We start from the raw sequence: 23,441 nt of genomic DNA on the forward strand, positions 1-23,441 counted from the left end.
CTATATGTTTGCGGTTTCTGGCTTTTCAGAAATTGAGACCAAATCTTCGGAAGGAGTTTCTTTTTGACCTTTCATGCGAACCAGAGGTTCATTATCATCATCTCTCATATCTTCAACGATAGAAGTCTTGCCAATTATATATGGGCTATTTAGGAGATGACTCCAATCTTCGGAATATGCGATACCCAGCTCAGGGGTTAGCAATACTGCTCTTGCGGATATTACAAGGGAATCATCGTAGTCGAACAAAATTAATATATGATTTTTGATAATGCCGGCAAATTCGCTTAGCAATTCTTCTCGGAGTTTATTGATTGCATCACTGTCACGAGAAGTTTGCTCAAATTCAAGTGAAAGTTGTCCTTCAACAATATCATATCCCGTATTAGAGGCAATAAGGGATTCCAGATAATGAGTTCCCTCTGGTAAGCGTTTTTGTAATTTGCTGAGATTTTTTTCTGTCATAATAGAAAAAGTAATTCCATTATTACGCTCGAAGAGAAGCAGGAATTTCCAAGGGCCGCGCTTAGCATAGCTAAGTTGGAATCTCCCCCCTAGATTTTCGGAAATATTTTTATTGATAAAATTCCATCTGAATAAACCCACACCATTTGAAGTCGGAAGATTATAATCCTGAACAAGTTCAGGAATATCGCTTGTGACAGCGGTGAAAATGCCATTTGCTATCGCATGGCGAGCATCGTCTTCCATGTTAAGAGAAGTAAAAGTTGCCATAGAACGTTCCCTCCCAATATTTACATGTTCTAATTTTTACATATTAAACACTAAAAGTCAAGCGTGTTTTTGAAATTGATTAAATATATCAAGTGGAGTATTCCCCAAGGGTTTAGCATACTAGAGTGATATACCTTTTATATGAGCATTACGGGGAAAGAATATTTATTATTATCTAATGCGAAAACTTGTTTGTAAAGTTGGAAATTAACAGGCCTGAACATCCACCCCAAATTCCCCCTCCCCCACACCTTGCATTTCCCCCCAAAAAAGCTATAATTAACACTAGGTGGAAATTAAAAAGTCGCCGTGACCTAAGAGTGTTGCAGCACCCTCAGGCACGAGCAGGTGAACCAGCACCTACACGTAACAGTCCAGCTGTCCACGACGACATCCTTATTATACAATGCCGCCCCTTTCCGCACAAGCAAAGCGCTTGTGCCGCGGGTGAAGTAACTGTAATAAGGTAAGGTGTCGGCAGGGAACAGAGCAGACTGTGCGGCTTCACGCAGCAGGAGATTCAGCCTATTCCTGACCCAGGCAGCGGAAAGGAATTGTTCGCATACCGGTTTGCGGACCGCTTTTCTGTTCACAGCCGGTTTGTTTCCGATTGATTGGGGTTAGGTGTTAGGATTCAGCAGATAACGAAGCATAGCACATGTGTAGGGTGAAAAAAACCTCGCATGTGCTTTTTAATTTCCCCTATCAAAGCAGACGGCAGGACCGGGTCAAGGCCCGGAGCCTTGCCGCTGCTTGAAATAGGGGGTAGAGACTGGAATGACGGACTATAAAAAAATGTATTTTCAACTGGCGGCTAAAGTTGCTGATGCCATGGATATCCTGTTAAAGGCACAGCAGGAGGGAGAAATCGAATTCATGGATGGAGAGCCGTTTCCTGAGAGCAAAGCCGTGGTCATTCAAGATGAAGGCTGTGATTATGACTAAAAAAGTTTTGGACTTAATTAAGAAAAACTCGGAAATCGGATTTGTCCCCAAACGCGACAACGTTGTCGTGTTTGGGGACATGTCATGTTTGAACTGTCTATTGCACCGGAATACCTATGCAGCATTGATCGAGCGGTCATCAACATAAAAGAGATAGGCGTCATCCCTTTTGGGACAACGCCTATCTCTTGCATTTCCGTACCAGTTTGGGGTATAGTTCAATAAGTTTCCCTATTAAGCCGTGCCTTTGGCCGCTAATGTATTATTTATAGTATTGAGGCTTAACCGTTTAAGTCTGCGGCCATCTGTAATGAACATTATTATGAAACGAAGCGAGATCCATCTCAACGGTAGGACTTCCTATCATTCGTCAACCCCAGCAAATAATCAACACTGGTTTTATAAAACCGCGCAAGCTTTATCAGCGAAGTGCTGGGAATATCGAGTGCCCCGCTTTCATACCTAGAGTAAGTCGTCTGACTCACCTTAAGTAAATCTGCCAAATCCTGCTGAGTCAGATCCCGGTCCTCCCGTAAATCGCGCAACCGTTGATACATTATGAATCACCTCGAGCTCATTCTATAGTATGCAATAATTGCATATTGATTTTTTATGCAAAAAAACGCATAAAATGTATTTTTGAGGTGATTACTGAAAGACGGTAACCCCATCGAAGGCCTGTACGTCGCAGGCGACTGCTTAGGCGGTTATTTTCATGGCAGCTATGTGGAATCTGCTGGCCGGTACCGCCGCCGGGCGCAGCACCACCTTTGACTGGCTGGCAGGCCGCAACGCCGCGCGTCGGTAGGTCCAGCCGTCACTTGCGCAGCCATTAAGAATGCCATGAACTAAAAGTAATAACCAAAGAAAGACCAAACCACTTTCAAATAAGACTTGGAAGCGGTTTGGTCTTTCAAAAATCTACTTTTTTGCGGCGCGAATTTCATCCAAATAGTTATAGACAGAATAACGGGACACCCCAATCGCATTGGCCACGTCATCGACAGCTCCTTTAATTAAGAAAACACCCTTTTCATCTAAAACCTCAACGATTTTTAGTTTATGCTCTTTTTGCATTAATGAAACAGGTTTGGAATACCTGGATAATGTATCGCTGATGATTTGCTCCAAGATATGGGAAATGCCACCATACTTTTCTTCGGATAAATTTTCGGTTTTATCCTCGTGAGGTATCCATTCCTCCGTAAACTTTTTCATTGCCTCTATTAATGATAGATCATAATTGATGCAAAAGCAGCCGATTACTTTACCTTGTTCATCCCGAATAAATATGTTGGAACATTTCGTGTTTCGGCCATCTTTTAACCTGCGCGTAAAGTTGCATATATTGGGAACATTATCACCATATAACTGAAGTTGCAATTGTAATGGTTCAGTAATGGGAGATCCAATCTGACGGCCAACCACATTGCCCGCCAAATATACGACCGAACTTTCAGGGTGAGAGAATTCATGAATAGCTATTTCGCAACTGGCACCAAGTGTTTCCGCCAAAGCATCAGCAAAAGGAACATATTGTGCAAGTTTGGGATGGATGGAGTTAAGAGCTTGACTCATTAGATCACCTCAATAAAATTAGTTCTTCAAATAGTTTAAGATAAGTTGATGATTTTAACAAGCGCTATTTATAGTTTGATCAATGCACTTAATTTTCAAACTAAATTCCACCCCTTCACTTGGGAAAGTAGAATTTAGTTTGGAGAAATTAAAGGATGGAATTTACGCAGAGATGAACGACTGGATAAGAACCAATCGGCATCTGCCAGTCAGAACGATGATCGCAGAAACCAATGCAAAACTGCGTGGCCACTACCAATACTATGGTATTACGGATAACAGCAAGAGCATCAAAACCTACTATTACCGGGCGCTCAAGGCGCTCTTCAAATGGCTCAATCGCAGAAGCCAGAAACGCAGCTACACATGGGAAGGGTTCAACAACTTGCTCAAAGTATTCCCTTTGATACAACCAAGAATTCGAGTAAGTATTTATGGTTAGCAAGACGCGAATCTTAAGATGAGGAGCCGTGTGTGTTTATCGCGCAAGCACGGATCTGTAAGGGCTCGGGCGTTGCGAGGCGCCCTTGCTACTCGACCAGTAATCATCCCCCCTCAGTGATTGCTAAAATTTTTTAATAATTATGCTAAAATTGTTGTAAAATATTAAAAAATATTGTAAGATAAGCTTAAAAATAACACAAGGCCATCTTAAGGAATCATTTTTTTGCTTAATCTTGTGAAAGAAATAAGATGATCAAGCGGAGGAGGTGATAACTTTGAAGGAGATTATTCAAACAGATGCTGCGCCGGCAGTCATGGGACCCTATGTCCAAGGCATTAAGGCGGGGAATTATGTGTTTGTTTCGAGTCAATTACCGCTGGATCCAAGCACGGGGCTGTTTCCCGAGGACATCAAAGCTCAGACTGCTCGATCCATTAAAAATGTCCAAGCTGTTCTTCGGTCAGCGGGGGCAGATTTAAATAAGGTGGTAAAGGGTACGGTTTTTTTAACGGACATCAATGATTTTGCAGCAGTTAATGAGGTTTATGCTACATTCTTTGATAAGAATCCGCCGAGCCATTCTGCCGTATAAGTTGCTGCCTTGCCAAAAGGAGCGAATATCGAAATCGAAGTCATTGCGGAGATATAAAATCTAAATGTCTCAACGGTACCCATGGGAACATCGTAAAGGCTAAAGCTTCCAGCAAGCTTGTGTAAAAAATAATTATAACAAGATGGAGGACATTATTATGAATCTAGCACAATTTAAGCGCAGACGTTACACAGAAGGTAAAACTCCCTTAGAATTCCTGCCCAACTTCAGCAAAGCACTGGGTGGCCCTAATATTTACATTAAAAGAGATGATCTTTTGGGGCTTACATCAGGTGGCAACAAAACGAGAAAATTGGAATTTTTGATGCAGGATGCTCTGGATCAAGGTGCCGATACCATTATTACTTGTGGAGCAGTCCAATCCAACCACTGCCGTCTTACGTTAGCCGCTGCAGTGAAAGAAGGGTTAAAATGCAGACTTGTCCTTGAAGAAAGAGTAAAAGACAGCTACAACCTTGAGGCCAGCGGTAACAACTTCCTCTTCCATGTACTGGGTGTAGAAAAGGTTTCTGTTGTTGCAGGCGGTTCCAATATGCTGGAAGCTATGCAAAAGGTAGCTAATGAACTTGCTGCTGAAGGCAGAAAAGGATATATAGTTCCCGGCGGCGGTTCCAACCCTATTGGCACCCTGGGCTATGTCGCATGTGCTCAAGAAATTTCTGAGCAAATGTTTGAAAAAGGCATCAATTTTGACCATCTTGTCTGTGCAAGCGGCAGTGGCGGAACACACAGTGGATTACTTGTTGGATTCCAAGGCAACAACATGAATATTCCTGTTACAGGCATCAGTGTTAACCGTTCAACTAAAGCTCAGGAAAACCTAATTTTCGATCTTGCCAATAAAACTGCAGAGAAAATAGGACTTAAAATAGCAATTTCCCGTGAAGCAGTAAAAGTTGTTGATGAATATGTCGGACCGGGATATTCTCTTCCTACCGAAACGATGGTAGAAGCAGTACAACTACTTGCAAGAACTGAAGGAATCTTGCTTGACCCAGTTTATACTGGTAAGACAATGGCAGGGCTTATCGGATTGATTCGTCAAGGCCAATTGAAAAAAGGTGAGAATGTGGTGTTTGTACATACCGGCGGATCTCCGGCATTGTATGCCTATATGCCAACAATTCTTGGTAAGGATAAATAGTTTAAGAAAAAGAATAAGCAACTAATTGAGATGACCATCAGGGTATGGTCATCTCACTCAAATCAAATTAGGGATCTTGCACAGTTCCTTAACAGGAGTGAAGAGTGTAATTTATGAATAAGGTTATTGGAATTTTAGGAGGAATGGGCCCTTTAGCTACTGTGGACATGTTTAATAAAATTGTCACGTTAACAGAGGCCACTCGAGATCAAGACCATATTCATCTTATTATTGATAATTATCCAGGAATTCCAAATCGTCTTGACTTCCTCTTAGGTGACGGGGAAAGTCCGGAGAAAGCAATGGTTGAATCAGCTCTTAAACTTCAAAGCATGGGCGCTGATGCAATTATAATGCCCTGCAATACTGCCCATTACTTTTATGATGCTATAAAAAAGCATCTCCGTATTGATTTTATTAATATGATTGAAGAAACAGCGAAAGAGATTAAAAAAGAGAGCACTCGCTGTAAGAAAATAGGGCTGCTTGCTACAAGAGGGACTTATAATACGGGAGTCTATGATAAGACATTTGCTTCCTATGATATGGAGGTTATTAAACCCGATGAAGAGGGACGGCAAGCTATAGCGGATTTGATTCTAGCCATCAAAGTAGGCCAAGACACCTTTGACTTGACAAGTATCTATCGCGTAATAGCTCAATTAAAAAAGAAAAATGCCGAAATTCTGGTTTTAGGCTGCACCGAATTACCTATTGCCTTTGAGAAGTTTAATATCAATGAAAAGTATATCGATCCGACAAAGATACTCGCTTGCTCTGCGATTCGATACGCCGAAAGAAAAGTGCGCGAATCCTCAAACTAGTTTTGCGTTTGTTCTTATTGACAACTAAAAATGATGATGGAGGGAAACTAATGAAAAGAATAAATTTGGCCACAAAAATTTTCATCGGTTTAATCCTAGGAGTCCTCGTCGGTCTTGTTGTTCCTGCTGACTTCGCGAAGAGTTATATTCAGCCCCTTGGTGAGTTGTTTATGCGCTTAATTAAAATGGTTATTGTTCCTTTGATCTTTTCTACCCTTGTTGTAGGAGCTTCAAGTGTTGGTGATGTAAAAAAGCTTGGCCGAATGGGCGGAAAAACTGTAGCCTATTATATTAGTACGACGGCTATCGCCATTGCTATCGGTATGACACTAGCTAATATGATTCAGCCTGGTGCTGGCATTCAAATACCAGTTGATGCAAACTATCAAGCAACTGAATCTCCAGGGATCATAGCTATGATTTTGCAAATTATTCCTGCTAATCCTTTAGAGGATTTAGTAAAAGGAAACATGTTACAGATCGTTGTCTTTGCTCTTTTTGTAGGTGTCGCGATCACCTTTGTTGGCAAAAAGGCGGAACCGGTACGCAATTTCTTTGAAGGATTCTCCGAAATAGTGTTTGTAATTACCAATTTTGTCATGGCATTAGCTCCTATTGGTGTCTTTGGTTTAATGGTCCCAGTTGTTGCTGTTCATGGTCTTGCTGTTTTGGCTCCCATGGCTAAGATCATCCTCGTTGTATTTTTGGCCTGCTTCATCCACGCAGCATTTATTTATTCGGCAGCTATTAAATTTATAGGAAAAGCTAGTCCTATCAAGTTTTATAAAGCTATGTTGCCAGCGCTCTTAGTAGCCTTTTCTACCTGTTCAAGTGCAGCCGCTTTACCTTCTACTTTTAGATCTGTGGAAGACGGCCTAGGTGTTTCTAAAGATGTATCCAGTTTCGTGCTTTCCCTAGGATCAACCATTAACAGCGATGGCGCAGCAATTTATCAAGGTGTGGCAGCCCTATTTGTAGCACAAGTATATGGGTTGGATTTGACAATAGCCCAACAATTCACCATCGTATTAACAGGCACACTGGCCTCCCTTGGAGCTGCCGGCGTTCCTGGTGCAGCGTTAATTATGCTGACAATGGTTCTCTCCTCAGTTGGTCTACCTTTAGAAGGTATAGCTCTGGTAGCAGGTGTTGACCGTATTTTAGATATGGCGCGTACCACTTTAAATGTTGCCGGCGATGCTTCCGCTGCCATGATTGTTGGCAATTCTGAAAATGACCCTGTGCCTTCTGCTAATTTTTCAGTCTGAGTATTTTAACACAGCCAATTAGGGCGAAGACTTAGTAAGGTTTGTGCAAGAAATAATTATTACAAAGTGGGGGCTATTATTATGAATCTAGCACAATTTAAGCGCAGACGTTACACGGAAGGGTAAAACCCCCTTGGAATTCCTGCCCAACTTCAGCAAAGCACTGGGCGGTCCCAATATTTACATTAAAAGAGATGATCTTTTGGGACTTACGTCAGGTGGAAACAAAGCATCGTTGCTTAATATGAATTTAAAATTTAATAATTTTTATTAGGAGGTAGCAAGATGGCTAATCAAGAAGTAGAGAACAGCTATGAATTCGATGCGAGTAAAAAACTTGATATGTATGGCGGAATACTAGGTGGACTAATTCCACTGTTTGTACTAATTGGGATATTAGTCTGGCTTTCGGTTGCTGAGCGTGGAGGAACACAGGCTTTTTGGGCGGGCGGTTGGCTTGCTATCGTGGCAGGATTGTTATTTGCTAAAAATAAATTTGAATATTGTCAAGCGGTTCTCCGAGGACTAGGTGATAAGAATGGTATAGTAATTGTTACGGCTTGGTTGTTTGCTGGTGTTTTTGGCCAGTTGATGGTTGCGGGAGGTCTAGTTGAAGGTTTGCTATGGTTTGGAATGGAAGCCGGAGCAACAGGTGCAATTTTTGTCTTGGTTTCCTTCTTAGCGGCAATGATGTTTTCACTGGGAACGGGTACGAGCACGGGAACAGTACTTGCCCTTATGCCAGTATTATACCCAGCTGGTATATTTCTTGGCGCTAATCCAGCTATGTTAGGCGCCACGATTTTAGCAGGTGCCGCCTTTGGCGATAATTTAGCACCAGTATCTGATACTACGATTGTATCGGCGTTCACCCAAGAAGCGACAATGAAGGATGTTGTTCGTAGTCGTGCCCCTCTCTCATTGACAGCTGCCGCATTGGCCGTAATACCAATAATGATATTTGGCGGTGGCGGCACAGTATCGAATTTACCTGAAATAGCAGCAACGGTTGACCCACGTGGACTCCTTATGTTGGCTAGCTTTGCAGTCGTTGTCGTCTTGGCTCTAAAAGGAAGGCATATTGTAGAGTCTTTGATTTGGGGAAACATTTGCGCAGCAATTATAGCGATGTTAACGGGCAAAATGGTACCTTCAGTATTATTTCACATTCCCGCTCAAAGAGGGGAATCAACAGGATTAATTGAAAAAGGGATTTCTGGTGTAACCGGAGCGATAATATTTGCCCTTCTCGTGTTAGCCGTAACTCAGATATTAGTAGAAAGTGGAGTTATGAATAGCATATTAAAATGGGCTGAAAAGACAATCGCTAAAACCGTTAGGCAAGCGGAATTATCAATTATTTTTGTAACAATCATAGCATCGATTCCAATTGCAGCAAATGCACCAGCAGAATTACTCGTTGGTCCAAGTTTCGTAAAACCAATTGGTAAGAAATTTAACCTAGCTCCTGCAAGGCGGGCTAATCTCATGGACTGTGCAGTATGTTCGATGTTCTTTACCTTGCCCTGGCATATTTGTGTTATTGTTTGGTATGGGGCTATGTCTTCCGCTGCTCAGGCATTTAATCTTCCATTGCCATCGATTTGGACGGCTTTAATGAATCCATATAACTGGACTTTATTAGCGGTTCTGTTTTTCTCAGTATTTACTGGATGGAATCGTAAATACGAAACCCCAGCCGCTTCGAAGAATTCTGTTCAAGCTTAATCCCGTTTCAGCACAGAAGGAACAGTCTAATCGACAAACGAGTTTTGATTATCGAAACTCGTTTGTCATTATGGTCAATTTCAAAGTTCTGAGTTGCAAAGTAGTTCATAAAAGACTGTTCACTGGCCAATATTATATATGGTCAATCATTAGCATTGCATTAAAAACTAATCAGTTTGTCAAGAAAAGTTTGTGACATTTCCATATTTTTACCATGCCGTTTGTTTACAGAATTTTGCTACTGGAGTGATATGATTTTTGTACAGTCAGAAAACTCGTAATTCTGGTAAATAATAACCACTAAGAAACTGGACAGTGAAGAGTTCTCCTTAAAAATTACCAGGAATCCGAGAATTCGTCCAAAGGCGAGTAATCTTCGGCCATTTGTTCGGTGCGATCGGCATTCTGGCCGATTCCCCACTCAAAGTGGTTCTGTCTGCCTCTGTTCATGAACCTGCAAGACGGCGTCAAAACGATTTTGGGTTGGGAGGACTCCGCAAGCCCAACGGCAGGATTCCCATGTCGTGCAAATGATCGCTCAAGCCTTCACCGCCGCCCGTTCGTTTGGCGGGGCCTTGCTTCTGCTGGACCGCTACTTTCTGAGTGTTCCGGCACTCCGGCGTTTGCATGAAGGCCATCGTACCGGCCCATTTGCGGCAGTCGATTTTTCGACGGTTTGCCCAAAGCAGACACCTTTCGGTAACCCAAATTATTCGTTCCAAGCAAGATTTGCCCTCTGCTGACGCAGATTCATGGGCTTCTTAAGGCTGAAAACTTTTCACTGTCCAGTGATAATCTAATGCTCTTTATTCATTTTCTGTAGTGCCAACTCTACCTATGCTGAGAATCAAAAAATACGAGAACGCCGTTTCCTGAGAGCAAAGTCGTGGTCATTCAGGATGATGGCTGTGAGTGTGAATAAGGAAGTTTGGGCTCTGATTGGAAAAACTAACGAAAATCGGCTTTGTTCCCAAACGCGACAACGTTGTCGTGTTTGGGGACATCCTATGCCCACTGTAAGCCCCCCTTGCCAAGGCAGGAAAAAGCAGATCATGGTGGAAGTAACAGAAGAAGGATTCATAAATAACTGGAAAGAAGGTTGAGTTCATGAACGCTGTGCCTTTTCACCCGCCTACGGATTATTACTGCAAAGAGTTGGCTCCTCTGGACGAAGAGATCTGTTCCCTCCTTGCCAAGCGCAAAGAGCTGTCCAATCAAAATCCCGGTTTTCCTGATCCGGACCTGATTTCCCACTGGAGCCAAGCCTTCGTCCTTAAGGAAGATTGGTTGCGCATAGTTTTTGCTCATTTGCACAGTGAGAAGCATATCCATGTACCGGTAGAGCCGATCGATTTTTTGAAATTTATTCCCGTTTTAAGATCAGTGACCGTTGATAAATTGTCTCATACTGTAACCTATATAAAGCAATACAGCAATGCCAGTATTGTGCATATTGAAACTGAAATGATCACCTCTGAACCTTTTGTCCATCTGGGACATGCGATGTTTGAACTGTCTATTGCACCGGAATATCTATGCACCCTAAACAGAGGAAGCGGTTCAGATAAAACAATTCAGCATTCCTTCGTGGTGACACCGTCCTTGCCGGACGATATCAGTGAGGTGGAATTTCATTTAAGTGTTAAACCTTTGCCGGAGCCGGAATTTCAGAGGGTTCTGCTTAAAGAAATTACTGTGACCATTTAAATCAAGTCATCGTCAGGCGGCAACTCGCTGTAGAGTGAAACAAGAGGCTTATCCAGGAATGCGACAACGTTGTCGTGTTCTTGGACAGGTTTTGTGCAGGTATCTGCACCACTCAGGCACAAATTTAAGTGGGATTATCTGAGTTATATGTGGTATAATTATAATTGTTAATATATGTAAGAGAGGTGCGCGCTATGACTTTAGCGGAAAAGCTTCTAAAAGACTTTGAGCAGTTGACTGAAGAAAAAAAGAAAGAAGTCATTGAATTTGTTGAATTCATAAAGTCCAAAGAGCAAAGAGAAATTGAAACTCTAATGGAAACAGTTATTAATGAAAATCGAGAAGCGCTTGAGGAGTTAGCAAAGTGATCAGGGTTCTAAGTATTGAAAATATTATTCTTTTCCACGAGAAAAATTATTAAAGAAACGGGTGGCTCTAACGGAGTAAGAGATATTTGACTTATAGAGAGTGCTCTGAATAGGCCTTTTATGACTTATGATGGTAGAGATTTGTATTCAAGTAATATTGAAAAGATTGCAGTTACAATGCACAGCTTAATCAACAATCACGGATTTGTTGATGGAAATAAAAGAATTGGTATTGCGGTAATGCTTATACTACTTAAGATGAATAAGTAATGATAACTTATACTCAGGATGAGCTGATTGATTTAGGTTTAGAGACAGCAGAAGGGACAATTGATGAAGAGGATATAATTAACTGGATAAAGGAACACATTAGAGACTAAGACTTGGTATGCCAGGTGGATTATGCCATGAATGCTTTATGTGCCGCCGAACTCCATCGTCCCGTTGTTTTGAGACGGGTAACAAAGCTTCGCATGCGCTTTGCAGGATAAAAACCGTGATTCCGAATTGGGAAGGAGTGGAGGGCCCCCGGCTGCCTAATATTATCCAGGGGCGCGACAATGTTGTCTTGTTCTTGGACAGGTTTTGTGCAGGCCGTTGCTCTAGGAAAAGAGGATGGACCGCCGGCCAAGTGACCTTAGCCGGCAATCCCAAGGTATTCTTTACGGCACAAATGGCACGCTGCTGCCTTTAAGGCTGGACAGGATCGAATAAATCATTGATGACGGTATTGACGACCCTAATGTCCTTGACTCCCGTGATAGCGCCGCTGGTCGTCATTAAAATATCTTCCGATATCATTTTATCCATGACGGCCAGAATTTCAGCCTGGCTCAGATCCTCCCGGGGATTGGGAATTGTTAGAGTGAACGTCTTTCCTCCGGCAGTACTGAAACTGAGCCGGAGGATTTTATTAGTGGCTATTGCCATGAAGCCCCATCCTTTCTTTTTTGATTTTTCTGCTCATTATTATTCTTCCTTCAGCCGGAAATTCTTTTTCAGCAGCACATCCAGAACCGGATGAAGGGAGAGACTGAACAGCGCCTGTGCGATTTCATAAAGTGCTTCTTCTGAAGCATCGGGACGCACATAGCTTATACTCTTCTGGCGGCTCACCGGAGCTCCGGCAGGAGTAGAGCCATCCTGATAGACCACCACCAATGCAGAATTGAGTGGTTCAGAAACAATGGCCATTCAATTCAACTCCTCTGTTTAATCAGCAGACCGGATACCTGGCCTGTCTCTATACCCTATGATTCGATTTATCCGGAGGTTACAGCCGGAGCTAAAAAGATATGGAGATAGGGCTTGTCCAGGGCCGCGACAACGTTGTCGTGTTCCTGGACATTGTTTTGGGGCGACGGTCACTCTGAGCAGGCGGATCATATGCTATGGATAGAACATACAGAAGATTTGCCAGGTGCAGGAGAGGATGGATTGCATGATGGATGAATTAGCAGCCAACCGGACCCCCGTTGTGATTGCCTCCGAGATCAATACCATGAAGCGGCAGATGGAGAAAATTTTCCTTATCCATACTATCGAGATCGGGCGCAGGCTCAAAGAGGTCAGAACCATGCTTCCCAATGGGGAGTGGGGGCAATGGCTGGAGGTATCGGTCAATTACTCCCAAAGAACCGCCCAGCGTTTTATTACGCTTTTTGATGCTTATGGAGAATACTTTCCCTTGTCCCCAGCCGGAGGATCTTCTCAGAATCGGGCGATGCTCCAAGGCGGGGAGGGGATTCAGACTGAGGAAGGCCGGATTCTGCCGAACCTGACCTCTGTTCAAGCCTTGATTCTTTTAGGGCTTCCCAAGGAAGAGCGGGTTGAGTTCCTGATGGAGATGGATGTAGAAGGCATGAGCACCCGGGAGCTGAAACAGGCCGTTGAGCAGCGGCAAGAGGCGCTGCAGGAAGCAGGGCAGGCCGTGACCGAGCGGGATCAGGCCAGGCAGGAGAGCGCAGATCTTCGTGATGATCTGGACAAGGAAAAGGATAAGAATGCCCGGTTGGCCGAAGAACGGGACAGCCTGAAAGCCGAAATCCATGATTTGGAGAGGGTGAAGGGAAAGCTGGAGCAGGAGATCGAGAATAAAAAGGCCTCCTATGACAAGCTGAAAGAGCGGACAGGTTATAAAGCCATCAAACAAATGGAGGCGGCTTTGAATGAAGCCTATGGCAAGGCCGAGGCCAATAAAATCGCTTTTTTATATGACAGCCTTTTCAAGAACTTTAAGGAACTGGCCTATGAAATGACCCGGTTTGCCGGGAAAAACCCGGAGCTGCACATTATATATAAGGAGAAGATCCAAGATTTCCTCCACAATGCCTTGCGGGAGAAGCTATGAAAAGTACTGCCCATAACGAAAAAAAGGCTTCCCGGGAGTATGCACTCTTCAGGAAGCCTTTTTTGCTCAGTTGTATTTGTCTGCGCAGGGGTGCTTATAAGTTTTGCCTCAGACATTGCCGTTATGAATCTAATCCTCCAGAATCCGGCCGTTGGTTGTGATCGTGACGACCTGCCAGGGTATGACTTGGCCGCTGTTTTTGAGAGCGGTTTTCACCGCACTTTCCAAACCACCGCAGCAGGGAACTTCCATCCGGACAAGGGTCAGGGATTTAAGCGAGTTTTGCTGCAGAATGGCCGTCAGTTTTTCGCTGTAGTCCACAGAATCAAGTTTTGGACAGCCGATCAGGGTGATTTTATTACGCATAAACTCGTTGTGGAAATTCCCGTAGGCGTAGGCACTACAGTCGGCAGCGATCAAGAGATGGGCATTATCGAAATAGGGGGCGTTTGGGGGAGCCAGTTTTATTTGCACCGGCCATTGCTTCAACTGGGATTTAGCTTCCGGCTGGGTTTCGGGTTTATAGGTGGATTCGGGACGGCTCAGCAGCTCGGCATGATTGCCTGGACAGCCGCAAGCCAAGGTGTGTTCATGGTGGTCATGATGGTGATGGTGGCCTTCCAGATGTTTTTTGACGGCTTCTTCATCAAATTCCACCGCTTCTCTTTCTTCAAAAGAGATCGCATCCTTCGGGCAGGCAGGAAGACAGTTGCCAAGCCCGTCGCAATAATCATCGCGGAGCAGGCTGGCTTTGCCATTTACCAGCACCAGCGCCCCTTCGTGACAGGCAGTAATGCATAATCCGCAGCCGTCGCAGGCCTGTTCATCGATTTTGATCATCTTTCTGATCATTATTGACCCCTCCTTCGAAATTCTTCGTTCATTTTAACATGATGCAGAAAGAGAAGATGTGTGTAAAATCACGTTATCACAACCCTTTGTCCATTACTTGTCTTATAATCAGTGTGAAGGGGTAGCTACTTCTGCGGTAGAATTATTCACAAATTGAAAGTATAATTGAACCGTAAATCGGAGTTTTAAGAGAAACGGCATAAATACTAAATACCTAGCCCAAGCCAAAAGGTTTCATTTCGCAGGGCATACAAAAGGAGTTTCATATGGACTTAAAAAATATACTCAAAACCAGGAAAGAGAAGTTCGTACGGGATAATTTGATGTCAGACGAATTTTTAGAATTCATTCGTCAAAATAAAGAACCGTACGATATGCTGATGTCTTATTATCGATGTGCCATCATGGAAGTTGAGACGAAATTCAAAGTGTTAAATGAACAGTTCTCTCTTCAATATGACAGGAATCCTATAGAAGGCATCAAGTCGCGGATCAAATCCAGGAAGAGCCTGATCAAAAAGATTCGTAACCGGGGCATACCCATTACCTTGGAAGCAATAGAGGAAAACATCACTGATATTGCCGGGCTACGAATTATCTGCTCTTTCCCGGAAGACATCTACATGTTGGAGGAATGCCTGTTGGAACAGGACGATGTCACCCTGATTGAGCGTAAGAACTATATCAAAGAGCCAAAGCCGAGTGGATATCGCAGTCTTCACTTAATTGTGGAAGTGCCTATTTTTCTTCACAAAGAAAAGCGTAACGTGAAAGTGGAGGTTCAGCTCAGGACCATTGCTATGGATTTTTGGGCCAGTCTTGAACACAAGTTGCGCTACAAAAAGAGTATCCCGGAAAACCAAAGCCAAGAACTAGCACGGGAGCTTGCAGAATGTGCGGAAATCAGCGCCATGCTTGATGAGCGCATGCAGATTATAAGAAATAAAATTTCTTCCGCGCAAGAAAACGGGGATAATAAACGGGCATGATGATCAAGAACGGTTCTGGGTGTTTCTGACATTGCAATGCCTTGCGGGAGAAGCTGTGAAGGCGATTGAAAACAATTCTCTGTCCCTGGAACAAATGACGGATGTGATAAATGGCAAACGTGTTCTTGGCGCACCAAAGGAAATTCGTGAAGTAAAAAATGCTTACGAGGCATATAATCTCCTGCTATCGTTTGATCCGTATAATATGGACGATCTTTTAAAAGCACATAAAATCCTAATGCTGGACTTGACCCATGAATCCGGTCGATTCCGTTCCGGGGGGTTGGTGTTTTTGCCGGGAGTGAACTGGTACATATGGCTCCGCCGGCTGAACTTGTGCCAAAACTGATCAGCGATTTACTTCATTGGGTAAAAAATGCCGATACACATCCTCATCAAAAGTTGTCTATTTCATTATGAATTTGAGTTCATACATCCCTTTGCCGATGGCAACGGGCGTATGGGTCGAATGTGGCAAACTTTGCTGTTAAGCTGCTGGAAGCCGGTGTTTCATTGGCTTCCGGTAGAAACCCTGATTCGCGAACAAGTAACCGAACAAGTCGAACGCCTGATGATGGTCTTGGAGAATGAAACGTTCTCGGCAAAAGAGCTTTTGGAACGGCTAGGAATCAGACACCGTCCTACGTTCAGTAATAATTATTTGCGTCCGGCCCTGGAACTTGGGTTGATCGAAATGACTGTGCCGGATAAGCCAAATAGCAACAGGCAGAAATACCGGCAATTAAGAAAATAAAATAGCCTAAAGCTGTTCTTTTGGCCTGTTTCATCTGAACCACACGGCAGATCCCTGCATACAAGCAAAGGCTTCCCGGGAGTATCCACTCTTCGGGAAGCCTTGTTGCTTCAGTTGATAAATGAAACAGGTTGCTAAATATATTTAAAGGACTGGGGGGAGGGACTAGGGGAAGCAGTTTGGAAAGTGTCGTCGTTGCTATTGGTATCATCCTTCTATTCTATTTTGGAAAACGATTCGTCCCTCAGCTTAAGGAGCCTCAACACTTGAAAAAGGTCAAAAGAACAAAAGAAGAACCGAAGCCTTTGGAAATAATCCTCACGAAAAAAGAGAATAAATCAACCCGGACAAGGCCTCCCCATTCCTCGAATTCTGCTGCTAGCCTTGTGGTGATGAACCCCCACAGTTTCGAACAGGCGAAGAAGGAATATATGCTATATGTTCAACGTTTTAGCGGCATATATGAGATGCTCTATTTAGCCTGCTCTGGAAAAGGTGTAGAGAACGGGTCGGGACCAATTACTTAATGGAAAAGTCCTGGAAGAAGGACAGTTAAAGTCTCAATCCTTAGGTCAATAAGGAATGAGATTTGCACTAATAAGGTATTGAAGTAGCTTGTGGGTTAGCTCTTCCGAAAAATGCGGAAATTAACTTGGAGTAAAATCAAAAAGCATTGCATATATCTTACATTAATGTGAGAATGGAGTTAATATGGGGGGTGGATCGTATGGATCACACGGACTCTAAATTCGTGCAGGCGGGTGAAACTCCCGTACTCCCCGCCAATACTCTATCAAAGTGTTCTTGACTGGAGGGTGCCTTTGGTGACTATTTCTTGGTCTAAGGTTCAATTACAACGGTTAATAGAACTGAACGCTACAGCTGAACAGCTTGATATGAGCTTTACAGATACTGCTAGCCGTAATCGCGCCTTTCAAGATGCGGAATATGAATTGGTAAAGAGGGGAAAACAAAAGCTTGAAGAACTTCGTAAGGTAAAGCATAGGCCAGGGTTGCTTGATCTTGAGGACCAGTTGGCAAGAGTATTACGTCAGCATGGATTTGTTCAGGTGGTCACACCGACGATTATTTCCAAATCCGCGTTAGCAAAAATGACCATATCAGACGAGCATCCGCTCTTTTCTCAAGTTTTTTGGTTAGATAATAAGCGATGTTTGCGCCCCATGTTAGCCCCAAATCTATATACTCTTTGGAAAGATCTAATCCGCCTTTGGGAAAAACCCATCAGAATATTTGAAATTGGAACCTGTTATCGAAAAGAATCACAAGGTGCCCAACATCTTAATGAATTTACTATGCTCAACGTCACAGAACTGGGTACCCCCGTTGAGGAACGGCATTCACGGCTTGAAGAAATGGCTCAATGGATTATGGAAGCGGCAGAAATTAAGGACTATGGGCTTCTCAGCGAGTCATCTGTGGTCTATGGAGATACCATAGATGTAATGAAAGGCGAGGTGGAGCTTGGGTCCGGCGCAATGGGACCTCATTTTATGGACGAAAAATGGGGCATCTTTGATTCATGGGTTGGGATAGGTTTCGGATTGGAAAGGCTTCTTATGATTAGAGAAGGAACACAGAATGTCCAAAGTATCGCCAGGAGCTTAACTTATCTCGACGGGGTTCGGTTAAATATAAAATAATCAATCTTAAATAAAGTAATTCATTCTTTCATTGAAAAAAATAATTACACTTGATTTTAACAAAGCCATCATTAGAACTGTAAACCAATAATTACAGTTCTGATGATGGCTTTGTGTATAGAGAAATACCCTAACCCTTTCCCCATCTAGGTTTTCTGCATTTTATTAGAATTGGTATCAAATTTGCTTATTATAAATTGTACAGAATTTGAAAGGAGGATAATCTTACTGTTTAAAATCAATAAAGATAGGGAGGTAGCGAAATGCCAAGTTTTGATGATTTGTCTAAAGCTGTGTTAAGTGGAGACGACGAACAGGTAAAAACATTAACGAAATCCCTCATTGATAGTGGGATAGATCCTTTAGAAATTATTAATCAAGGTTTAATAGCAGGAATGAGTATTGTTGGAGTGCGCTTTAAAAAAGGTGATATGTTTGTACCTGAAGTGCTCATGGCTGCTAGGGCTATGTCGGAAGGAATTTATTTGGTCAAACCCTTAATTTCTGAAGGTGACATGCCCTCAGAGGGTAAGGTCTTGATTGGTACTGTAAAAGGTGACCTTCATGATATTGGGAAGAATTTGGTGGCAATGATGATGGAGAGTGAGGGTTTCACGGTCATCAATTTGGGCGTTGATATTTCTCCGGAACAGTTTGTCACAGCTGCGAAGGAACATAATGCCGATATTATAGCCATGTCAGCACTATTAACTACTACCATGGTAGCTATGAAAGATACGATTGATCTGTTTGTAAAAGAAGGGCTAAGGGAGAAGGTTCGCATTATAATTGGCGGAGCTCCGATTTCTGAAGAGTTTGCTAATGAAATTGGCGCCGATGGTTTTGCTCCGGATGCAGCTTCGGCTTGTGAACTTGGTAAAAAACTATTGGCTTAAGTATTCTGCCATTGGATGCATGAAGAATAACAAAATTATTAGGAGGGTGGGCTGAAAAGTGACCATACGAAATCCTCGGTCAAATAATCCTCAAAAACATGGGTTCAGTATGAACATGTATACAGAGGAAGAATTAAGACAAATCCATTATGCAACTCTAGAGGTCCTTTGGCAGGAAGGGGTGCATATCACTTCTAAGGAAGCACTCGATCTTTTCCAAGATGCGGGGGCTGTGGTGGATCGTAGTCAATCCGTAGTATATATTCCTCCCCACCTTGTGGAGGATGCAATTCGTTATGCACCTAGCACTATTACACTTGCCGGCCGTAATCCAAAGAACGATACAGTTTTGGAAGGCAGCCGGGTAAATTTTACTACTTTTGGTGCCGGTGTAAAAATTGTTGACCCTTATACAGGGGACTTAAGAAATACGGTTAAAGCAGATGTTGCCGGAACCGCTTTGGTGGCAGACTATTTGGATGAAGTTGATGTATATTCTCACGCAGTTTCAGCCAGAGATTGTCCAAAAGTCTCTGTAGATTTACATGAAGCAGAAGCTTTTCTAAATAATACGAGTAAACACGTGATGCATATTGACCTTACCTCGGGGGATCATGCTCAAAAGTACCTGGAAATGGGTGCTGCCATTGTCGGTGGCATGGACAATTTAAGAAAGCGTCCGATTCTTTCTGCCCTGACCTGTCCGCAAAGCCCGCTTCAACTGCACAAAGAATGCTGTGATATCATTATGACCTTTGCCCGAGCAGGTGTTCCTGTCAATATATTATCTATGGCTATGTCCGGGGCGACAACGCCGGTGACCATTGCGGGTACTCTTGTAGTGCACAATGCTGAGGTTCTTGCAGGAATTACTTTAGCACAGCTCGCAGACAGGGGGGCACCTGTGATGTACGGCAGCTCCACCACGACCTTTGACTTGCAATATGCTACTGCCCCGGTGGGTTCGCCGGAGCTTGGCATGTGCAGCGCGGGTGTGGCAGCTTTGGCACAGTTCTACTTATTGCCTAGCTATACTGCAGGAACATAGGCAGATAGCAAATGCTCCGACGCTCAGGCAGGACATGAAAAAACGATTACAGCGTTATTACCGGCCTTAGCAGGAGTAAATATGATTTATGGGATGGGAATGCTGGAGTTAGGGGTAACCTTCAGCTATACCCAATTACTTATCGATGCTGAAATAGCTAAGATGGTAAAAAGAGTGGTTCGTGGCGTAGAAATCAATGATGAGACACTGGCTGTCGATCTCATTAGGAAGGTTGGCGGCGGTAGTGGTAAACACTATCTGACGGAAAAGCACACCATGGCTCATGTGAGAACTGAACAATCCAGAGCGACTCTCTTTGATCGTAGAATGCGCCAAATCTGGGAAGCTGAAACCGGAGGAAAAGACGTTGCGGAACGAGCTGCCGAGAAGGCACGCGAGATCCTTAACGAATACAAACCCGAGCCATTAGATAAGGAAGTGCAACAAAAACTTAGAAAGATCGTCGAAGACGCAGAAAAGTAATCCCTTTAAAACCCCAATCAAAATACACAAGTATTACAGTGTTAGGGTTAGCGGATTCGTGGTAGGTGCCAAGTATCCATAACCAGGACACTGTTAGAAACAACACACGGAGGAGATGTAGGTGCATTTCCTCCGTGTGTTGTTATTAGTAATCTTTTTTAATGGTATTTGTTTCAATCGATAAAGATTTAAGTTTATGATGGAGATTTTGTCTAGAAATACCAAGTTCGTAAGATGCTCTAGTAATATTACCATTATTTTTTGTTAAGATACTTTCTATGAAAGCCTTTTCGGTTTCCTGTAAAACACTTTGAAGTGTTCCTTTAAAATTCAATGACTTTTGGAAGTTTTTAACCTGAAAAATTCTTTCTCGAAAATATTCTGGCAAATGGTGCAACTTTAAAATTCTATCTTCAGAATGGACAAAATTCATGGCGCCTTCGATGAAATTTTCTAACTCTCGTGCATTTCCTGGCCAATGATAGTGCTCAAAATGTTCTATTAATTCTTCGGAAACATTTTTTACGAATAACCCAAATTCATTATTGTATTTTTTTATGAAATGCAGCGCTAATAATCGGATATCCTCTTTTCTTTCTCGCAAGGGAGGAATATACAGGGTAACGGTTGCTAAACGGAAAAATAAGTCGGACCGCATAATCTTCTTTTCTACGGTTTCAATTGGATCCATGTTGGTAGCGCTGATAATTCTGCAATTTAAAGGAATTTCAACGTTGCTTCCCAGCCTTCTAACGGTTCTGCCCTGTAGTATTCTGAGCAGTTTAGCCTGTAGGGGTAAGGACATAGAATTTATTTCGTCCAAAAAAATGGTTCCGTCTCCGGCTTGCTCGAATAGACCCGGTGATTCTGTGGCACCTGTAAAGGCACCTTTGACCGTCCCGAAAAGTAAGCTTTCCAATAGTGTCTCTGGAATAGCCGCACAATTGATAGGAATAAAGGGGCCTTTGGAGTGCAAACTTGCATTATGAATCCCTTGTGCAAAAAGTTCTTTACCTGTACCTGTTTCACCCACGATTAAGACCGGAGAGTTACGGCGGGCAATTTTTCGTGCTTCCCCCGTTATTCTTTTTATTGTGTCATTTCCTTTAATATCTTCGAGAAGAAAAGTTGCCCCCGTAGGTTGGCTGTTTTCTTGCTGACTAAATTTCTTCTGCATTTCCAATGTAATAGCGATAAAATCACTCATCTGACTCATATTGCGAAAGATAACGTAAACGGCAGCCACTTGCCCTTTGTAGTAAAAAGGGAATGCACTATATATCATATTGGTTTTTCGTCCGTCGTTTAAGTAATACCAATAGGGTTGTTCAATCAGCGGTTTTCCTGTCCTTAAAATTTTTTTTATGATTTCATCAGAAAAGTAATAAGGAGGAGCAAATACCTCATCTTCTTTTTTTCCTAACAAGTCTTGCCGGTTTAGACCTTCCATTTTTTCGGATTCGCTATTATAGAGAATAACTTCATCTTTCTCATTGACTGCATATACAGATTCATGAATGCTGTCAATGATTGCTTTTAGCATTTCGTTTTCTTTTTGGAGTTCTTCATTTTTTTGTTTGAGTTCATCAATAATGCGAATTGTTTCTTTTTTCATATGAATCCCCTCACAACCAGGTGTTTTTCCTTTAATTACTAGGGTTTTTTGCAATTCAAATGATTAAAAAAACTTTATCTATTACTGTAAATATTTATTTCAATGAAAAATTATGTGACATCTATCCTTAGTAGCAGATTATTATGACTGTAAAGGACAAATTACAGTGGAGAAGACGGGCGTAATGACAATGAACTCCTTAAAACCTTGATATAGCAAAGTTAGTGAAAATAAAATTGGTTGGCATAGATTTTGCTATTTATGTACGTTAAAGATAAAAAGATCTAGTCCTTAAAACTATGATAGTACGAATGTCTTTATATTTACAAGACGAAATATTCCATCAAATTAGATTAAAAAGACTCAATTTTCCCTATTTAAACTCAATTCCCCCTATTTATATAGATAAATTTCATAAAAGGATATTCAATTATCTACCGTTATCCAATCGTATAGAAATAGTGTTCAGAAGGAGGCGATAAAAAAGTTCTTTCATCAATAGGGAAATGAAAGAAGACCGGTAAAATGGGTAGAGATTTATTTTGGAGGAGATAAGATGTTAATTGTCGGAGAACTTATTAATGCTAGTAGAAAGGCCATTGGAGAAGCCATCCGTGTACAAGACGTGGAAGCTGTAAAAAAAGTTGCCATTGCTCAACGCAATGCAGGAGCAGATTTCATTGACGTGAATGCGGGAATCTTCGTGGGGAAAGAAGCAGAGTACCTAAAATGGCTTGTGAAGACTGTTCAAGAGGCTACAGATGCTCCCTGTTGTCTTGATAGTCCGGATCCTCAGGCCATTCAAGCGGCATTATCGGTACATAAAGGTACTGCAATGATTAATTCCATTTCTTTGGAAAAGAGTCGCTACGATGCCCTAGTACCTGTGGTCGCTGGAACCGATCTTAAAGTCATCGCTTTATGTATGAGCGATGAAGGGATGCCCGAGACAACCGAACAACGGCTCAGAATCGCAGACCAACTCATTAATGGTTTAGTGCAGCACAATGTTCCGATCGAAAATATCTACGTGGATCCCCTGGTTCAACCCGTTGCAACAAACAAGAGCTTTGGGTTCGAATTTCTCAATGCAGTAGAGGCTATTTCCAAAGAGTTCAAAGGGGTCCACACTATGTGCGGTTTATCGAACATTTCCTACGGATTGCCGAACCGTAAATTTATTAATCGAGCCTTTGCCGTCATGGCAGTTGCTAAGGGTCTTGATGGACTAATCGTCGATCCCTTAGATAAACAAATGATGGCAAACCTAGTCGTTGCAGAAACGCTGACCGGACGTGATGATTATTGTATGCGCTATCTTACGGCACACCGCTCTGGAATGTTTGATTTTTAACCTCCTCGACCACCAAAGGATTTCCACTATCCTTTTGGTGGTCACCTTATTCTAGTAACCTGATGAGTCATTGCTTGAATT

General features: G+C 42.6%; 25 protein-coding genes and 1 pseudogene. 19 read left to right on the forward strand and 7 right to left on the reverse strand.

The window, feature by feature from the left end:
* The gene (locus DESDE_RS02675; RefSeq protein WP_014792499.1) at nt 1–735 is read right to left on the reverse strand and encodes a DUF5986 family protein; all 735 of its coding nucleotides are present in this window, start codon (nt 733–735) and stop codon (nt 1–3) included.
* Nucleotides 736–1,512: 777 nt separating this feature from the next.
* Here DESDE_RS02675 and DESDE_RS21970 point away from each other — a divergent pair.
* Nucleotides 1,513–1,680: a hypothetical protein gene (locus DESDE_RS21970; RefSeq protein ID WP_014792500.1), complete on the forward strand. Its 168-nt coding sequence runs from the start codon at nt 1,513–1,515 to the stop codon at nt 1,678–1,680.
* 344 nt (nt 1,681–2,024) lie between these two features.
* Here the strand turns inward: DESDE_RS21970 and DESDE_RS02680 are convergent, their stop codons facing one another.
* Nucleotides 2,025–2,237: a helix-turn-helix domain-containing protein gene (locus DESDE_RS02680; protein WP_014792501.1), complete on the reverse strand. Its 213-nt coding sequence runs from the start codon at nt 2,235–2,237 to the stop codon at nt 2,025–2,027.
* A gap of 364 nt (nt 2,238–2,601) precedes the next feature.
* Nucleotides 2,602–3,258, reverse strand: a complete 657-nt coding sequence (locus tag DESDE_RS02685; protein ID WP_014792502.1) for a helix-turn-helix transcriptional regulator — start codon at nt 3,256–3,258, stop codon at nt 2,602–2,604.
* 139 nt (nt 3,259–3,397) lie between these two features.
* Here DESDE_RS02685 and DESDE_RS02690 point away from each other — a divergent pair, with 139 nt between their 5' ends.
* From DESDE_RS02690 to DESDE_RS22330, 9 genes are all read left to right on the forward strand, one after another.
* Nucleotides 3,398–3,700: a group II intron maturase-specific domain-containing protein gene (locus DESDE_RS02690; RefSeq protein ID WP_242831311.1), complete on the forward strand. Its 303-nt coding sequence runs from the start codon at nt 3,398–3,400 to the stop codon at nt 3,698–3,700.
* Between the two features lie 277 nt (nt 3,701–3,977).
* On the forward strand, nt 3,978–4,295 hold the full coding sequence (locus DESDE_RS02695) for a Rid family detoxifying hydrolase (protein WP_014792504.1): 318 nt from the start codon (nt 3,978–3,980) through the stop codon (nt 4,293–4,295).
* A 157-nt stretch (nt 4,296–4,452) separates the two neighbouring features.
* The gene (cuyA, locus tag DESDE_RS02700) at nt 4,453–5,460 is read left to right on the forward strand and encodes a D-cysteate sulfo-lyase (RefSeq protein WP_014792505.1); all 1,008 of its coding nucleotides are present in this window, start codon (nt 4,453–4,455) and stop codon (nt 5,458–5,460) included.
* Between the two features lie 113 nt (nt 5,461–5,573).
* Nucleotides 5,574–6,284, forward strand: coding sequence for a cysteate racemase (cuyB, locus tag DESDE_RS02705; RefSeq protein WP_014792506.1), 711 nt, complete (start codon nt 5,574–5,576; stop codon nt 6,282–6,284).
* A gap of 50 nt (nt 6,285–6,334) precedes the next feature.
* Nucleotides 6,335–7,552 (forward strand): dicarboxylate/amino acid:cation symporter, encoded by a 1,218-nt coding sequence (locus DESDE_RS02710; RefSeq protein ID WP_014792507.1) that lies wholly within the window; start codon nt 6,335–6,337, stop codon nt 7,550–7,552.
* Between the two features lie 285 nt (nt 7,553–7,837).
* Complete coding sequence (locus DESDE_RS02715) at nt 7,838–9,280, forward strand: Na+/H+ antiporter NhaC family protein (protein WP_014792508.1); 1,443 nt, start codon at nt 7,838–7,840, stop codon at nt 9,278–9,280.
* 1,107 nt (nt 9,281–10,387) lie between these two features.
* Nucleotides 10,388–10,987, forward strand: coding sequence for a hypothetical protein (locus DESDE_RS02730; protein ID WP_014792509.1), 600 nt, complete (start codon nt 10,388–10,390; stop codon nt 10,985–10,987).
* 194 nt (nt 10,988–11,181) lie between these two features.
* On the forward strand, nt 11,182–11,355 hold the full coding sequence (locus DESDE_RS21975) for a hypothetical protein (protein WP_014792510.1): 174 nt from the start codon (nt 11,182–11,184) through the stop codon (nt 11,353–11,355).
* A gap of 120 nt (nt 11,356–11,475) precedes the next feature.
* Entirely contained in the window at nt 11,476–11,625 is a 150-nt protein-coding gene (locus tag DESDE_RS22330) for a Fic family protein (protein ID WP_242831312.1), read from the forward strand.
* 420 nt (nt 11,626–12,045) lie between these two features.
* On the opposite strand, the gene DESDE_RS02745 is transcribed toward DESDE_RS22330, so the two are convergent.
* Nucleotides 12,046–12,285: a DUF2922 domain-containing protein gene (locus DESDE_RS02745; protein ID WP_014792511.1), complete on the reverse strand. Its 240-nt coding sequence runs from the start codon at nt 12,283–12,285 to the stop codon at nt 12,046–12,048.
* A 39-nt stretch (nt 12,286–12,324) separates the two neighbouring features.
* A complete protein-coding gene (locus DESDE_RS02750; RefSeq protein WP_014792512.1) occupies nt 12,325–12,549 on the reverse strand; it encodes a DUF1659 domain-containing protein in 225 nt (74 codons plus the stop codon).
* Between the two features lie 247 nt (nt 12,550–12,796).
* Here DESDE_RS02750 and DESDE_RS02755 point away from each other — a divergent pair, with 247 nt between their 5' ends.
* Nucleotides 12,797–13,705, forward strand: coding sequence for a DUF3102 domain-containing protein (locus tag DESDE_RS02755; RefSeq protein WP_014792513.1), 909 nt, complete (start codon nt 12,797–12,799; stop codon nt 13,703–13,705).
* Between the two features lie 129 nt (nt 13,706–13,834).
* On the opposite strand, the gene DESDE_RS02760 is transcribed toward DESDE_RS02755, so the two are convergent.
* Nucleotides 13,835–14,557 (reverse strand): ATP-binding protein, encoded by a 723-nt coding sequence (locus DESDE_RS02760; RefSeq protein WP_014792514.1) that lies wholly within the window; start codon nt 14,555–14,557, stop codon nt 13,835–13,837.
* Nucleotides 14,558–14,823: 266 nt separating this feature from the next.
* Between DESDE_RS02760 and DESDE_RS02765 the strand changes: the two genes are divergently transcribed.
* The 7 genes and pseudogenes from DESDE_RS02765 (at nt 14,824) to mttB (ending at nt 20,391) form a co-directional block, all read left to right on the forward strand.
* Entirely contained in the window at nt 14,824–15,546 is a 723-nt protein-coding gene (locus DESDE_RS02765; RefSeq protein ID WP_014792515.1) for a GTP pyrophosphokinase, read from the forward strand.
* A gap of 55 nt (nt 15,547–15,601) precedes the next feature.
* Nucleotides 15,602–15,895 (forward strand): Fic family protein, encoded by a 294-nt coding sequence (locus DESDE_RS22850; RefSeq protein ID WP_345787799.1) that lies wholly within the window; start codon nt 15,602–15,604, stop codon nt 15,893–15,895.
* A 27-nt stretch (nt 15,896–15,922) separates the two neighbouring features.
* On the forward strand, nt 15,923–16,300 hold the full coding sequence (locus DESDE_RS22855; RefSeq protein ID WP_345787800.1) for a Fic family protein: 378 nt from the start codon (nt 15,923–15,925) through the stop codon (nt 16,298–16,300).
* A 266-nt stretch (nt 16,301–16,566) separates the two neighbouring features.
* Nucleotides 16,567–16,827 (forward strand): hypothetical protein, encoded by a 261-nt coding sequence (locus DESDE_RS02780; protein ID WP_242831313.1) that lies wholly within the window; start codon nt 16,567–16,569, stop codon nt 16,825–16,827.
* A gap of 297 nt (nt 16,828–17,124) precedes the next feature.
* Nucleotides 17,125–17,964, forward strand: a complete 840-nt coding sequence (gene pylSc, locus DESDE_RS02785; RefSeq protein ID WP_014792517.1) for a pyrrolysine--tRNA(Pyl) ligase large subunit — start codon at nt 17,125–17,127, stop codon at nt 17,962–17,964.
* A 263-nt stretch (nt 17,965–18,227) separates the two neighbouring features.
* Nucleotides 18,228–18,860: a cobalamin B12-binding domain-containing protein gene (locus DESDE_RS02790; protein ID WP_014792518.1), complete on the forward strand. Its 633-nt coding sequence runs from the start codon at nt 18,228–18,230 to the stop codon at nt 18,858–18,860.
* Nucleotides 18,861–18,918: 58 nt separating this feature from the next.
* A pseudogene (mttB, locus tag DESDE_RS22335) lies at nt 18,919–20,391 on the forward strand ([trimethylamine--corrinoid protein] Co-methyltransferase).
* 145 nt (nt 20,392–20,536) lie between these two features.
* Here the strand turns inward: mttB and DESDE_RS02805 are convergent.
* On the reverse strand, nt 20,537–22,006 hold the full coding sequence (locus tag DESDE_RS02805; RefSeq protein ID WP_014792519.1) for a sigma-54 interaction domain-containing protein: 1,470 nt from the start codon (nt 22,004–22,006) through the stop codon (nt 20,537–20,539).
* Between the two features lie 556 nt (nt 22,007–22,562).
* On the opposite strand from DESDE_RS02805, the gene DESDE_RS02810 reads away from it, so the two are divergent.
* Nucleotides 22,563–23,360, forward strand: coding sequence for a methyltetrahydrofolate cobalamin methyltransferase (locus tag DESDE_RS02810; protein ID WP_014792520.1), 798 nt, complete (start codon nt 22,563–22,565; stop codon nt 23,358–23,360).
* Nucleotides 23,361–23,441: the final 81 nt, after the last annotated feature.

It is taken from the genome of Desulfitobacterium dehalogenans ATCC 51507 (assembly GCF_000243155.2).
GTDB classification, from domain to species: domain Bacteria; phylum Bacillota; class Desulfitobacteriia; order Desulfitobacteriales; family Desulfitobacteriaceae; genus Desulfitobacterium; species Desulfitobacterium dehalogenans.